At 41.9% G+C, this 14,452-nt stretch carries 11 protein-coding genes; 2 read left to right on the forward strand and 9 right to left on the reverse strand.

What is annotated here, in order from left to right; genetic code table 11:
• Window positions 1-219 precede the first annotated feature (219 nt).
• A complete protein-coding gene (locus tag PTQ21_RS04715; RefSeq protein ID WP_072733896.1) occupies window positions 220-1,299 on the forward strand; it encodes a hypothetical protein in 1,080 nt (359 codons plus the stop codon).
• 85 nt (window positions 1,300-1,384) lie between these two features.
• On the opposite strand, the gene PTQ21_RS04720 is transcribed toward PTQ21_RS04715, so the two are convergent.
• From PTQ21_RS04720 to PTQ21_RS04735, 4 genes are all read right to left on the reverse strand, one after another.
• Complete coding sequence (locus tag PTQ21_RS04720) at window positions 1,385-2,890, reverse strand: malate:quinone oxidoreductase (RefSeq protein WP_072733897.1); 1,506 nt, start codon at window positions 2,888-2,890, stop codon at window positions 1,385-1,387.
• A 336-nt stretch (window positions 2,891-3,226) separates the two neighbouring features.
• Complete coding sequence (locus tag PTQ21_RS04725) at window positions 3,227-3,721, reverse strand: hypothetical protein (RefSeq protein ID WP_274568997.1); 495 nt, start codon at window positions 3,719-3,721, stop codon at window positions 3,227-3,229.
• Window positions 3,722-3,820: 99 nt separating this feature from the next.
• Window positions 3,821-5,035 carry a WXG100 family type VII secretion target gene (locus PTQ21_RS04730; RefSeq protein ID WP_274568998.1) on the reverse strand — a complete coding sequence of 405 codons (1,215 nt, stop codon included), beginning with the start codon at window positions 5,033-5,035 and terminating at the stop codon, window positions 3,821-3,823.
• 180 nt (window positions 5,036-5,215) lie between these two features.
• A complete protein-coding gene (locus tag PTQ21_RS04735; RefSeq protein WP_274568999.1) occupies window positions 5,216-6,019 on the reverse strand; it encodes a DNA-binding protein in 804 nt (267 codons plus the stop codon).
• A gap of 216 nt (window positions 6,020-6,235) precedes the next feature.
• Here PTQ21_RS04735 and PTQ21_RS04740 point away from each other — a divergent pair, with 216 nt between their 5' ends.
• The gene (locus tag PTQ21_RS04740) at window positions 6,236-6,583 is read left to right on the forward strand and encodes a helix-turn-helix domain-containing protein (RefSeq protein WP_274569000.1); all 348 of its coding nucleotides are present in this window, start codon (window positions 6,236-6,238) and stop codon (window positions 6,581-6,583) included.
• Window positions 6,584-6,692: 109 nt separating this feature from the next.
• On the opposite strand, the gene PTQ21_RS04745 is transcribed toward PTQ21_RS04740, so the two are convergent.
• The 5 genes from PTQ21_RS04745 to araA all read right to left on the reverse strand — a co-directional run bounded on the left by PTQ21_RS04745 (window position 6,693) and on the right by araA (window position 14,276).
• On the reverse strand, window positions 6,693-8,003 hold the full coding sequence (locus tag PTQ21_RS04745; RefSeq protein WP_274569001.1) for an anti-phage deoxyguanosine triphosphatase: 1,311 nt from the start codon (window positions 8,001-8,003) through the stop codon (window positions 6,693-6,695).
• A 179-nt stretch (window positions 8,004-8,182) separates the two neighbouring features.
• Window positions 8,183-9,661, reverse strand: coding sequence for a restriction endonuclease (locus tag PTQ21_RS04750; RefSeq protein ID WP_274569002.1), 1,479 nt, complete (start codon window positions 9,659-9,661; stop codon window positions 8,183-8,185).
• A 194-nt stretch (window positions 9,662-9,855) separates the two neighbouring features.
• Window positions 9,856-11,556 (reverse strand): histidine kinase N-terminal 7TM domain-containing diguanylate cyclase, encoded by a 1,701-nt coding sequence (locus PTQ21_RS04755; protein WP_274569003.1) that lies wholly within the window; start codon window positions 11,554-11,556, stop codon window positions 9,856-9,858.
• Window positions 11,557-11,887: 331 nt separating this feature from the next.
• Window positions 11,888-12,658 (reverse strand): AAC(3) family N-acetyltransferase, encoded by a 771-nt coding sequence (locus tag PTQ21_RS04760; RefSeq protein ID WP_274570443.1) that lies wholly within the window; start codon window positions 12,656-12,658, stop codon window positions 11,888-11,890.
• Between the two features lie 193 nt (window positions 12,659-12,851).
• Window positions 12,852-14,276 (reverse strand): L-arabinose isomerase, encoded by a 1,425-nt coding sequence (araA, locus tag PTQ21_RS04765; RefSeq protein WP_053782468.1) that lies wholly within the window; start codon window positions 14,274-14,276, stop codon window positions 12,852-12,854.
• Window positions 14,277-14,452: the final 176 nt, after the last annotated feature.

Genomic DNA, 14,452 nt, shown 5'->3' on the forward strand with positions numbered 1-14,452 from the left:
TGATAAACCCATCATCTCAGATTCCACGATCTCCCAACAGGGCGAAAGTATTACGACTGCCTTAATCGCGAAATAAATTATGTGTTTACAAGATCCTGTTAGCTCGTTGCTGAACACCACCGTTAAGGGGGATTGCTCAGCTATGCGTCGAATAGTTGGAAGAGAGATCTGTAACAGACGTTCAGGAATCTAAAATACGATTAGAGGATGGATAAGAAAATGAAGGCAAAACTTCAAACCCTATATAACGATTATCTCAATATAAAGTGGAAAAGAGGGCTAACGCCTGTCCATTCGGAGCCTTTTGAATATGGTTTATATGAAGACGATAGCGCAGGCTTATTCCTTTCCGGTCATTCTGAAGAAACCTTTACGAACTGGATGAGCGAGCTCCGTCCAGAAGATCCATACTATGGCAGCAAACCAATTGGGAAGCCCGTTCTCGCTGAAGTTTTTAACCAATTGGATGTATACGACGAACTCGTTTTGTATTATCTGCTCTTTACCTTAAATACCACCCTGTCCATTCATACGCATAACTCCTACAGCGCGATGAATGATTTTATGAAAAACTATAGCTTCTTTCAGCTCGCCCAACTGAATGGACTGTCCAGCTTAAAGGATCAACAGAAGCGTGAATTGAGAGACTTTTTCTTCTTTTTTTATCTTTATACGCATCCGGTTAACGAGGAAACCCTTTACGCCTGTTCGTTTAGCGGGAAGGACCTTATACATACCAAAACCGATATCAAGCTGGAGCACTACTTCTCGGCGTTTCACGACTACTACATCGCAAAACTAGATAAATATGGAGAGCAAATCCTCATCTCCCCACATGAAATACAGGCTTGCAAACATCTTACACTGGAGCTGATACGAACCATCGAGGGTAAATCTCCCAAGCTAATCATGCCCATGGAAGAAGGATTAGAGGCTGTAGTAGAATTAATTAATAACGTGGATCAAATGCTGCATATGTACGTGAAAAATAAGACTTTGCTGTTTGATGTCATGAGAGACTTTCTCGCTGACCCCCGTACCAGCCCCTATCGGGATCATTGCTTCACTACGCTGCTTCAGAACTATGTTTCATATATTCTGTGTTTTAACTTTGATGAGATTCATGCGTTGGTGGATGATTTCAGAGACACGCCAGAATGGTGCGGGATCGTCATCAATAAAATCTTTACGGATGCCATCTTTACTCATAAGATTATGAGGAAGAACGCTATTGAGATTACAGATTATCCGGATGTCATGGAGTTCTTTAACGAGGAATCGAGAAAGTTTTATCTGTAATTCGGAATAAAAAAAGAGCTAAGCACGGTTTTTAGCCGGCTTAGCTCTTTATCACCTGCATGGTAAACAGGTTACATACAGCTCGTTACATACGAACGACTGATTTCTCAGCCGTCAGTCCAAGCACCCGAGCGGTTGAAGCATGTACTTGGTTTAGAAGACTAAGATTGTCAACCAGTGATTCGCCATAGGAAGGAACCATTTCCTTGATCTTTGGTTCCCAGGCATCCATATGCTGCGGGAAGCACTTCTGGAGAATCTCCAGCATCACGTGAACAGCGGTTGAAGCCCCCGGTGAAGCTCCGAGCAATGCTGCAATCGAGCCATCCGCCGCAGTAACTACCTCCGTGCCGAATTGAAGGGTTCCTTTGCCGCCTTGAGCCGTGTCCTTAATCACCTGCACACGCTGGCCCGCCAGTACCATATCCCAATCCTCGCTCTTGGCATCTGGAACAAAGTCCCGCAATTCGGCCATGCGTTGTTCCTTGGATAACATGAGTTGTTGGATCAGGTATTTGGTTAGTGAAATTTCTTTGACGCCTGCCGCGAGCATCGTGAGCAAATTGTGCAGCTTCACGGACGTAATCAGATCGGCATTGGAGCCTGTTTTTAAGAATTTTGGCGAGAACCCGGCAAACGGTCCAAATAGCAGCGACTTCTGATTCTCAATAAATCGGGTATCCAAATGCGGAACAGACATTGGCGGAGCACCCACCGAAGCTTTTCCATATACTTTGGCATGATGCTGTTCCACGACTTTCGGATTTTTGCACACCATAAAGATGCCGCTAACCGGGAAACCGCCAATATGTTTACCTTCAGGAATGCCGGATTTTTGCAACAAATGTAAGCTGCCGCCCCCTGCCCCGATAAACACAAATTTCGCCGTATGGCGCTTGACTGCACCACTGCCCAGATCTTTCACTGTTAATTCCCAAGATCCATTGCTTGTGCGTTTCATATTCTTCACGCTATGTTGGTAGTGGATATCCACGTTTTGGCTCTTTAAGTGTTCCATTAGCATACGCGTTAAAGCACCAAAGTTAACGTCCGTACCGGAGTCAATTTTGGTGGCTGCAATCGGTTCATTGCCCGTGCGGTTTTTCATCATCAGCGGAATCCATTCCGCCAGTTTTTTCTTATTATCCGAGAATTCCATGCCAACGAATAACGGATGTTTCGATAACGCTTCAAAGCGTCTTTTTAGAAACAGGACATTCTGCTCTCCATGTACATAACTCAAATGAGGAAGCGGCATAATGAAGTCCCGTGGATTACGAATCAGATTGCTTTTGACGAGATAGGACCAAAATTGCCTTGAGATTTGAAAATGCTCATTCACCTTAATCGCTTTGCTAATATCTACGGATCCGTCTGGTCGTTCAACGGTATAGTTAAGTTCGCACAATGCTGAATGCCCGGTTCCGGCATTATTCCATTCGTTGGAGCTTTCCTCCCCCGCACTGGCGAGCTTCTCAAAAACCTTAATATTCCAGTCTGGTGCCAATTGTTTAAGCAAAGTTCCCAAAGTTGCACTCATAATTCCGGCACCAATCAAGATAACATCTGTACTCGTTTGTCCCTGGCTCATGTCTACCGTCCTTATATCCTATATTTGCCAAAAGGATGTAAGCGTTATCGATTTGGCATTGCAGCAAGCCCCATTCTTGAACAGGCCCGCCCCTTCTCTGAATGATATAACCTTGATCTAGTGTATCAATAATATGGGTCAATTTAAATATGCAATTTGAAGATATTTGCTATTCCATCAGTATACGCTAGTTTATGTCAGATAGATAACCCGGTTATAGGGCTGAAAGATTAATTTGTTCAATAAAAAGAGACAATTCTGCTTGCGTAGCCTGAATTGTCTCTGAAAGTTGGGCGTGTTGGTACCTTTGCCTTTAATAATTCGTCCTAAAAGATGCTACTCTCTGATAATATCCATATTATTAAGAGCTTCATCGCTGATATCTTGAATAGGAATATTCAAATCTCTCCAATACAGTAGTGGATATGCTGAACTGCCTACAAGCATTTCCCCTTGCCTTATCGTAAAGCTCCCACCTCTTTCAAAGAATTTTATAATGGGTTCATACAAATCAATGTATTCCATTGCTTCATTTACTGCCTGATCTGCCAAATCAGAAATTTCTAAGTAACAATAACAGATTGCTTTTATATACGGATTTTTAAGAGTACCAAGATTAGGACAGGCTTGATATACTTTTTCATCTACAGATTTTCCAAGAATCTTAGCAAAACTAATTATAGGATAGCGATCTATAGAAGTATCCATAGCATCCAAAAATAAATTGGCCCGCCTAAAGTACTCTTTGATTAGAACATGATACGACTCTTTTGATTTAGTTTCTATATCTTCAAATGAAATGGATGATAAGCGTTCAATAGCTTTATTCAAGAAATTATTCTTCATTTAACCCTCCACTTACTTAAACATTTTATTGAAGAAATATTCTTCATATCCCGGAAAGGCATTACTAGGTTGTTTCGGTGCGTTCTAATGGGCACCAGGTGGAAATCCATCGTATGTACCCTTTTCCTGATTCCAGGATTCCAGTGTCCGATATTTTTGTCCTGTCGCCATAAGTTTACGCTCAGCAAGTTCATGTTCTGCCAATTGCTTGAACCATGCCCTTTGCTCTACAGATAACTCTCCCTTTTGGGCAGTTTTCCATGCATATGCTATTTCATCATCAGCAATGAATCGTTCCATTCTAAACTCCTTACCCCCGGGTTGAGGAACTTGATGTTTACCAAAAAACAGATGTTTTTTCATCGTTTTTATTTCATCAATTCTCAATCCAGTATTGGAAGCAACTTCTTCGATATCTTTCATTTTCACTTGTCTTATCGACTCATACTCTGTCTCTGCTGCTTTGTCATATTCCCTCATTCCAGATCCAGTAAATCTCTGGCCAGTTTTTATTCCCTCTGTTCCTTCTCCCTGGGTCTTCACTGCCATTACTTCGGTCTTCTCAAGATTCTTCTTAATTTTCGCCACGGCTGGACTAGATGATGGTAAGCGAAATGGACCCTTGCCTCCCGGAAAGCTCCCGCGAACCATCTGAATCGCCATAAACAGTTGGGCAAACTTTAGAGCGGTAACCATGGTTCGAGCATAAGAGTCAGAGACATTTTCTCCTGTATAGGGATGTATTCCGTTCTGGAATGCCTTGATCTGTAGTGAAAATATATCATCCCCAGGTGGTTCAACCTTCACACCTTCCATGCGATTAACATCCAGATGTCCATGATCCTTCTCATACGCCTGAAGGGCAGCCTGATCCGCATCACCATCCTCGTTGACAGGCATCCACACCCACTTTCCAAACATATTGATTCGTGCCATCCGATATCCCTTATCACCCGAGCTTGAATCACCTGCTGAATTGGTCATGATTGCTGCGGCACCGACCGCTCCAGTTGCACCACCCAGACTTACCAACTGAGCATCTGCATCCTGGAAGCGCGTAGCGATGTCCTTCAATTCCTTGGATGTATTCACCATACTCTCCAGCGCTTTATCCAGTATAGGGCGTGATTGCTCAAACTCATAGAAAAACCGCTCCTGCGTCGCACCCATCCACATTGTCTGAATGAACATGATCTGTCTCGTCAGATCACCACGTATACTCTCCAACTGTTGTCTGGCTTGATCCACCTGATTCGATACGTGGTGTAGTTGTTCAGGGGTAACTTTGATTGTACTCATACGTTTCTCCGCTCATTTAAAATAGGATTAACCAATGTTAGCAGAAGTTTGTAACATAGACCATCCGGCTAACATCCTGATTTGACCATTTTTAAAAACATAAGCTGTACCCATCATCGGTGCTATGGTCCTATATGCATTTACCCATTTCAAAGCACTTATCACCAGCAAATAACCCCGTTACCCTATCTCCTCCAAAAACGCCCGATACCGCCCAACCTGCTCCTCCGTCGCACATTCCCGCAACGATTCCAATAGGGCCACGCATTTTTTGAAATACCGATTCATCTCAAGCTCATCTGCTAATCTGAGTGCCTGCAAAATGAACTCCACCGCTTTCTTTTGCCTTCCCATGCATTGTTCGTATAAAGCCCGGCGATAACAGTAATGGTACATATTTCCGTTGTTTAAAGAATCCATTTCTCTGGCGACATCCTGAACCTGACTCGCAAACATATGTAAAACTTGATCAATCTGCCAATGATACCGAACCGCCGCCTCCACAATCGTTCTCAGTCCTGCTATACATTCCTCTGGATGCTCTAGCAGAATATTCACATACTCCTCCAGCATCTCTGCATGCCCTGCTTCAATCTCCAGCGCATACCGATTCACCTGTGCTCGATGCCTAAACTCCTGCATTACCTGCATTCCCGTCTCATCCAGCTCTTCTATCCATGCTAGTTCTGCATACCGGTTGATACACGCCCGCGCTTGATCCACCTGCCCCATCTTCTGGTGAGCCATGCCCCGCATTTGGAGACTGAACCCGTGATAATAGATCAACGGACGCTCGGTATGAATGTAGGGTAAAGGTAACCCCTTGGTTCGATGCTCCTGTCGCTCTTCATGGATGCACTGCACACACTGGTACAACATGTCCGCCCTCTCCATCACTTTGCTCCAATTTTCAAAAGCATAAGCCATGTCCAACATTTCAACAATAATGTCCGGTTTGAGTGATTTTAGGATAGAAGTTCGCAAAATGGTTCCTCCTTTAATTTAGGACAGGATAAGAAGAAGTAGGCTAACTCCGAAATATCACAGCTTAATTAATTAATTTACTTTTAGAAACTTCAAAGAAGTAGTACAATAAAATAAATATAGTACTTAATCGCAGCTTTTTCAATATATTTTACCGCCTTTATATCTCTGCTAATTACATCAATACTCTCCTAACCTTTAGGAGAGGTGGTTTATATGACAAAATTAAGAAATTCGGTTGGGGAACGGATTAGAGCAATTCGTAAGGCGAAGGGTTTGACACAACAGCAACTTGCGGAACTTTCAGGATTAGATGACGCGTATATTGGATCGGTTGAGCGCGGAGAGCGGAATTTTTCAATTGATACGCTAGAGAAAATTGTTGGAGGTTTAGATATATCCTTCTCAGATTTACTCCTTATCTATAATGATGAAGATCAACAACAAGATACAGTTCGTCGTGATGCAACCGTTGAGTACATCAGTATACTTAGTGAACTTGACTCTGAACAGATTAAAACTCTAAGAAAAATTTTAGATACTTTGAAAGGAGCTTTTGATTAAATTACTATTTAAATATATAAAAAGGCCCCTAGGGCCTCTTATATAAATATGTCTTTAAAACTCAAATTTAAAACTTTAATATCTCAACTATATTCTTAACAAATACGAATTAAATATCAAATAGCCTGCTCTCTCTCGCCTCAAATAATCTAGAAAACATTTTTAATGCATATGAATCAGTCATACCTGCTATATAATCACATACTACTCGTGCCTTATTTTGTCCACTCTGAATGAGTTCTTGATCCTCAATTGGTAGCAATTTAGTTTCATCGAAAAAGGCAGTAAACATTTCTCTTATTATGTGTCCACCTTTCCACTCAATAGTTTGTACCCTTGGCAATCTTATAACATTGTTATAGACTAACTTTTTAAATGCCTTGATAAGATTTTTAATTTCGTCATCATGAAAGGCGTAATATCTCAATCTTGCATGTTTTATCTCGTCAAGTTCACTAACTTTAACATTCATAATAAAAATAGATATAAGGTCAGCAGTGGCATCTTTAATCTTCTCAGATATATGTCCCACAGCCTCCTTCTCAAATTTCCGAATAACCTCCTCTACCCCATCAATTCGACTATATTTCTTCAATATTGAAATAACTTCTTCTATTTTAATAAAATCCAATCTCATTGCATCTTCGAGATCATGTGTTGCATATGCTATATCATCTGCCAACTCGATAACTGAGCATTCAAATGTCTTATGGCATGTTTGTCTATGTTCTCTATCAACTTTTTCTTTTAAGTTAAGATATAGCTCCCTTTCCTCCTTATTAAAGGGTAACAATAGCCAATCAAATATATTACTATCTTCAGGATAGATATTTGACTTAGGCGGATCAAAATTTGAGAAATCGGTATATCTGTTTTCATTAACTGCTTCATCAAATTTGATTGGATATTTCAAAATTGCCAATAAAGTTGCGCGTGTTAAATTTAAACCTACCCCTCTTTCAAGCCGCGTTAATATTCTGAGTGTTTGGGCATTCCCTTCGAAACCAGACTTGTCTTTTTTAAACATCATCTCATTTAACGCTCGTTCTCCTTGATGACCAAAAGGAGGGTGCCCAAAATCATGTGCAAGGGCTGCAGCTTCTATTAAAGAAGAATCGATTTGCTTATACTCCCTGTTCAGTACCTTTGATTTTGCATTAAGGGATAAAACAATTCCCCTTGCTATTTGGGCAACTTCCATAGAATGTGTTAAGCGTGTACGATGAAAATCACCTTCACCTATGCCTATAACTTGTGTTTTTGACTGAAGTCTGCGAAAAGCAGCAGAATGAACAACCCTGCTATAATCTCTCTCAAAGTCGTCTCTAGCCGGATGACCAGAGCGTACCGGTAATTCTTTAATCCTTTGAATATCGTACTTATTATATAAAATATTCGAATTTAATTTCCCCTGGATCATATTGATCATCTCCATTTGTATTAATTTTACCATCCTGCTAATTTAAGCTTCACTGTGAGAATTATAAGTAATATCCCAGAGAAATCCGATCCTATCACTTCGAAACTTCAAAATACAAGATAATTTATGAAATCTCTTAAATCTATTTTCTTACAAAATAAAGATTTGGTTTGATTGGCTTATACTACTTTAATTATATCAGGGTATCTCTTAGATATTTCAGGATGTACTCTCAGTTTATCTTCAATATCTTCCCTATTCCACCAATCTACTAGTAAACCTCTATCACGTAAACTTTTTAAATATTCATGTAGTTGCCTTGTTATTTGACTTGATACAACTAAATAATAACCATCTGCTCTATGCATATCGATTGTGTCTCTTATATCTTGAACATTATTCTTATTCACATTTTGTTGATACGCTTTACACTGAACCAGAATCTTTTTCATTTCGTATGGCGGTTCATTTGAATCAATAAGTATTTGCTTTTTGAATACCATTTCCACCTCTAAATCTCTTCCACCATCAGCTTGTGTACCACTTCCTACTCTTTTAACCCACCTAACGTTTGAATCCGCTGCAAAAATATCTCTTACTAGCTTCTCGAATCTTTCACCATTAATTTTTTCATTCCATATAAATTCCATTGTGGGGAATAATACAGAACGTTCTGTTTCATTCCTTAGTTTTATCTCGTTAACTTCACTTTTAAAAGACTGTTCACCACAATCATCATCAATACATATTACATGTTGCTTTCCAAAAATAAAAAATCTATCCTCAATTGGAATAACTTCATGTTGTGGAGCCCCTCCCTCCAAATGCTCTAATAACTCAAATCCTTTCTCCATCTTCATTAAACTTATGGCATTTCCCATACCGTCAGTTATAATAATTTTTTTAGTAACTCCATCAAGTTTAGTGGGAATGTATCTATCGTAAAATAAAGACTTAAGTTTATTAACTACTTTCAGATCAAATTCAAATACACTAATCTTAGATTCGAAACTTCTAAACCATCCCCAAAATGGTTTACTTCTAGCCATGAAGTTATGTTTGTTGTCGTCGTAGCCTCCATCAAGATAAATTGCTATCTTTTCCGCTTTTTCTCTATATGATGAAAAATTAGGAGTATGTGGATTTGTGTATAGGAAAACATTGTCCATTATGTAAGCAGACAAAAATGATGCATGAAGAATTTTTTTTACAATTAATTCTGTTTCTTCTGATAACTGAAAAATCATTAGATTATGTCGCTCAAACGAAATTAATCTGGAATGAATTTCACATGACATATCAGTTCCATATAAATGAGTTAAAGGATGTTCTTGAGTTAATAATGATGAAGAAATATTATTTGTGGTTCTAAGCGTTATTGCGACAATAATGGAAATTAGATCATTCAAATCTGACCTATCGCCATCAAATGCCCACGAACTTGTACGTATATAGCCCCATAATGAATTCCAAAAAGGATCAATTTGAGTTATGTCTGATCTTAGGCCGATAGGTGATGGAGGAGAAGTCTGCATGAACAATCTTTTTACATCAATCTTCTTACTATTCTCATCTTCATAAAAAAAGTCTTCTATCGCCACACTATATCCTATTTCTTTTGCATACTTAAAGTAATCTGGTTGTACATTTTGGGTCATAATTATGCCTCTCAACTTTTAATTTATCTTCTTTATTCTATAAATTCTTCATAATTCCCTCTGCATATTAAAAATTATCTGGTTATCTAAACCTAGTAATTAACGATAAACTCTACAATATATTTACTTTCTTTCATCTTTATAAAATAAATCTTATTAGAATTAGCTAAAACACGCTTATCACTCCCTTTTCCTCAAAGCGTAAACCGTTCAATTTCAAACGCTGCAAACTCAATCCGATTACGCCCATTCTGCTTCGCCTGATACAACGCCTTATCTACCGCAGCGAACAGCTGAATCAGATACCCCTCCGGGTTATCCGGTACATGCTCCAATTCAAAATCCTCAATCGACAGAATGCCTATGCTGATCGTAATGGACACCTGTTCGATCTCGTGATCCACTACAATGAGGTTTGACTCCACCGACAATCTCACGCGTTCTGCAATTTGATTAGCCACTTCATGCTCCGTATGCGGAAGGTAAATCATAAATTCCTCCCCGCCATATCGGGTTAGAATATCGGTACTCCGAATGGATTCTTTGACAGCTTGAGCGGTGCGATGCAGCACTTCATCCCCGATGACATGTCCGTAGCGATCATTGATCGCTTTGAAGTAATCAATATCCAGCAGTATGAGTGAAAACGGCGTTTTATATTGAATATTGGTGATAACCTCGTGATTCAGGTGTTGGGTTAGATAGCGACGGTTGTAGCAGTTCGTCAGACTGTCCGTCAGGGCGAGTTCTTCCAGCTTGCGATTGGCCTCGGACAACTCCAGGCGAATACGATCCAGGGCATGATTACGCTCCTGAAGCGTCTCATTCTGCCGATTCATTTCTTTAACATAGAAGCGCTCTTGAGAGACATCCTGGAACGTAAGGATATGTCCAATAGGCGCGCGAGCAGCATCAACAATGGGAGACGCTTGGAGGATATAATGACGGATGTCATCCCGCCCCACGAGTACTTCAATTTGAGACAAGGTATTGTCCTTTTGCTTATACTCGTCCAGAAACTTCTGACGGCTGCCCTCTACACGAACAGAACCCAGGAATGCCTCCATATCAAAAGAATCCCCCACATGCAGATCCATGAAGGATCGGGAGGCTTTGTTCAATTCAATAATCATCTCATTCTCATCCAGTACAAGGATGCCGTAAGGAATGGTATTGATTACATCCTCATGGGCGATGGAAACCAGATCGAACACATTGTACCTTTTAATAACATAGACGAAGAAAAGGTCGGATACGAAAATCCCCAGCGAAGTCAGTCCGGGAATAATGAACGGTAAATACGCTCTTAGAACCACATTAAGCAGAGCGTCGATTGTTGCAAAAGCAGCCAGCACGAATATGCCCCAGAGCGTAACTTTCACCTGATTTTTAATCATGGAGGACGTTCGAGAAGAATAAAGTGCCCGGAACAAAATAAAGAGGGACGTTACAAAGTAACTCACGAGTATAGCCATGACAACCCAGAACCAGTGTCCATATTCCCGCTCGATATAACCGCCTTCCAGCGGAGTTACAAACCAGCCCCACGGGTTCAGGATCACGCCAACCGCTCCAATAACCGCAGGGATGAACAATAGGAAGGATTTTTTTTGGCCTAATCGCTCCGCTTCACCCGTAATGAAGATCGTAAGCAGCAGCCAACCGCTCCCGAGTAAAGAAACGGCGACAAAAGATAACGTAACATAGAACAACTGCAAGCCAGGGTCCTTCGTCAACGTACTCGCAAATTGACAGAATGGCCAGAGCATCATCAACCCATGAAACAAAAAGTAAACCTTATGTAAGTTCGTAATTCTAACCGTTGCAAAAACATATACGTATACACCAAACAATAGGACGAATAGAAAGAGATCATACCATACTAATGGGCTCACGAATCTTCTCCTTTTTGCATGCGACAACGAAGATAGTATTGAACTGGGTTATTCCTTAACGCTATGTGAACCTTCGATAAACCTATAAAAGATATTTCTATATTATTGCTATTGGTTAATTTAACCACATCTTATCACACCGCTAATGGGGTGAGTAGCCCATACAATGGCAAACCAACCAACCTCTGATTGAATTTTGCGCAATTTTTGCGTTTTTGTGAATGAAATTGAACGTTTGGATGTAAACCGGGGGGAAAGAAGACCTTGTTAGCTGTCGTAAGAAGCAAGTAGGTACATATGTAGAGCCCTCCGTCACCGGACGGCCCTCTCCTCATTCGTATACAGTAGCCAAAGGCAAATTGTCTGAGAACAAATCCGGATTATCTTGGAGCATGCCCGTGATCACTTCCGTCAACAAAGCCGCATCACACACTCTGACAACCGCATCGCCAAGCTGCCCCTTACGCATCGCACCTTTACGTTCTAGAACGTCATCCACTTTCCAAAAATGCTCTGACCACGATAATCCGCAATGTCTCCGGGAAGGCACCGAAATTTCGGTTCCATCGGATAAAACCGTGCGTAACATCTCAGGCTCATCCGTTAATCTGCCCGGGATGTCGACCCATTCTTCGATACCATGGATAAACGTGTTCCGTTTCAGATCAACGCCGACCAACAAGATGGTTGCCTTCCGATCAAGCAGCTTGCCCCAGGCTGAGCCTCGTGCGCATGGTGTATCGAAAAGATGATCGTCCTTCGTAAATGCTTCGGCGTCGTGTCCCAGAGCGGCTACCGAATGTGTAGGGTGCCAAGAACGTACTACTTCAGGTCGTTTGCGAAATAGTTCTGGAAGAATACCGACGCAGCATGGCGAAGATTCCACGTGGAACATCGGATTGTCCGCATTGATCGTGGACCATGTATGGGTTGGCAATACCAGCAGTCCGTCCTTCATATACTCGGTCAATGCATCCAGTACCGTATCCGCACCACCTTCGACTTCGCCCATGCTTTTCATGGAAGAGTGAACGAGCAGCGTCCCTTGGTCGTCAATGCCGAGCTGACGCAGTTGGTGGAGCAAACTTTCTTGCGTATGTATCATTAATAGATAACCTCCTTTGGGCTATTATAGCAAAATAGAGCGTAGACGACGGTACTAACGTTATCCTTTGTATTGGAGAGAGCACGAGACCTGTTTCAGGCCATACACCATGCGCCTCACGGCAAGACAAAGGGCCGGGGAACCCCCCGGCCATAAGGAAAGAATTTGTATAAGTTCATGAATAACAAAACTATTTAATCACAACGTATTCCAGGTTCACCAATTTCGCATAGGTCACGATTTGATCCGTAGTCAGGTTCAAAGATACTACGGTATGGTGACCGCCTCCATTCTCGATCCAGGCTCTCACCCCATCCTGGAAGTTAGGCTTCACATTCCATAATACACGGGCTACCGGCAGATTAGGCGCTGGAACTGTCGGTTCGAATGCGGATACTTCGTTGATCAATAATTTGTAATGTGTTCCGAAGTCTGCCATGGAAACCACGACGCCTTCTCCTGCTTTGCCATCGAATACGAGACGTGCAGGATCTTCACGATCGCCAATACCCAGTGGGGACACAATGATTTTAGGTTTGTTGCTGGCGAGTGTCGGATCTACTTCAAGCATATGGGATTGAAGGATAGCCTCTTGACCAGCCGCCATCTCGTACGTGTAATCCTCCATGAAGCCCGTGTTTTCGTTATGGGCCATAACTTTGAGCAAACGGTCGAGTGCAGCCGTTTTCCAGTCGCCCTCTCCAGCAAAGCCGTATCCTTGGGCCATCAGGCGTTGAACAGCCAGACCCGGAAGCTGCTTCATGCCATGCAGATCCTCGAAGTTCGTGGTGAAGGCACTGTATCCACCCTCGTCCAGGAAACGTTTGATCGCAATTTCATAACTTGCTTGTACACGTACGCTAGCTTCCCAAGCTTCTTTGCTGTTCGTGCCATAATCGAATTCATACAGCTCTGCATACTGAGCGATTAGATCATCGATTTCTTGCTCCGTTACGGCATTCACGTATTGCACGAGGTCGCCGATACCGAAATAATCGACTGTCCATCCGAATTGGATCTGTGCTTCTACTTTATCGCCTTCGGTTACGCCCACATTGCGCATGTTATCACCGAAGCGAGCAACTTTGATGTTAAAGCTTTCATTATAAGCTACCGCTACGTCCATCCAGTCAGCAACCTGCTGTTGCACTTCTGGGCGTTCCCAGTAACCAACAACGATTTTGTTTTGTTTTCTCAGACGTGCATTGATGAAGCCATATTCGCGATCACCGTGAGCCGCTTGGTTCAGGTTCATGAAGTCCATGTCGATTGTCGCCCATGGAATGCTTTCATTGAATTGTGTCGCGAGATGAAGTAACGGTTTTTGCAGCAATTTCGTACCCCGAATCCACATTTTCGCAGGCGAGAACGTATGCATCCAGGTGATCACACCCGCCACTTCGTCGCGATAGTTCACTTCTTTCATGATGCTCGTGATTTTATCTGCGCTTACCGCCAAATCCTGTAATACGAGCGGGTATGGCAGAACGCCGCTTGCATTGAGGGCATCCGTGATTTTCTGTGCGTTGGCTTTAACCTCACCCAGTGCTTCTTCCCCGTACAGATGCTGCGAACCTACGACGAACCAAAACTGTTTAGCTGCTGTTGCTGACATGTAATCATCCTCTTTTCATTTTTATAGTTGAACAAATGGGTTACACTTACCACTCCGATTGCAGTACCATCTTCCGATCGCTGGTTATCCCCGGATTTCTTTGATCAATTTTAATAAGGATGATATCCGGTTATAAAGGCGAGCGCTTCGCTTCTACAGATTGGTACTGCACTCTC

This window comes from Paenibacillus marchantiae, from assembly GCF_028771845.1.
Taxonomy (GTDB): Bacteria; Bacillota; Bacilli; order Paenibacillales; family Paenibacillaceae; genus Paenibacillus; species Paenibacillus marchantiae.

Bases quoted from the DNA above. Each gene is read 5' to 3' on its own strand.
- PTQ21_RS04750 (WP_274569002.1), bottom strand. From the start codon at position 9,661: ATGACCCAAAATGTACAACCAGATTACTTTAAGTATGCAAAAGAAATA.
- PTQ21_RS04715 (WP_072733896.1), top strand. From the start codon at position 220: ATGAAGGCAAAACTTCAAACCCTATATAACGATTATCTCAATATAAAG.
- PTQ21_RS04730 (WP_274568998.1), bottom strand. From the start codon at position 5,035: ATGAGTACAATCAAAGTTACCCCTGAACAACTACACCACGTATCGAAT.
- PTQ21_RS04740 (WP_274569000.1), top strand. From the start codon at position 6,236: ATGACAAAATTAAGAAATTCGGTTGGGGAACGGATTAGAGCAATTCGT.
- PTQ21_RS04720 (WP_072733897.1), bottom strand. From the start codon at position 2,890: ATGAGCCAGGGACAAACGAGTACAGATGTTATCTTGATTGGTGCCGGA.
- PTQ21_RS04745 (WP_274569001.1), bottom strand. From the start codon at position 8,003: ATGATCCAGGGGAAATTAAATTCGAATATTTTATATAATAAGTACGAT.
- araA (WP_053782468.1), bottom strand. From the start codon at position 14,276: ATGTCAGCAACAGCAGCTAAACAGTTTTGGTTCGTCGTAGGTTCGCAG.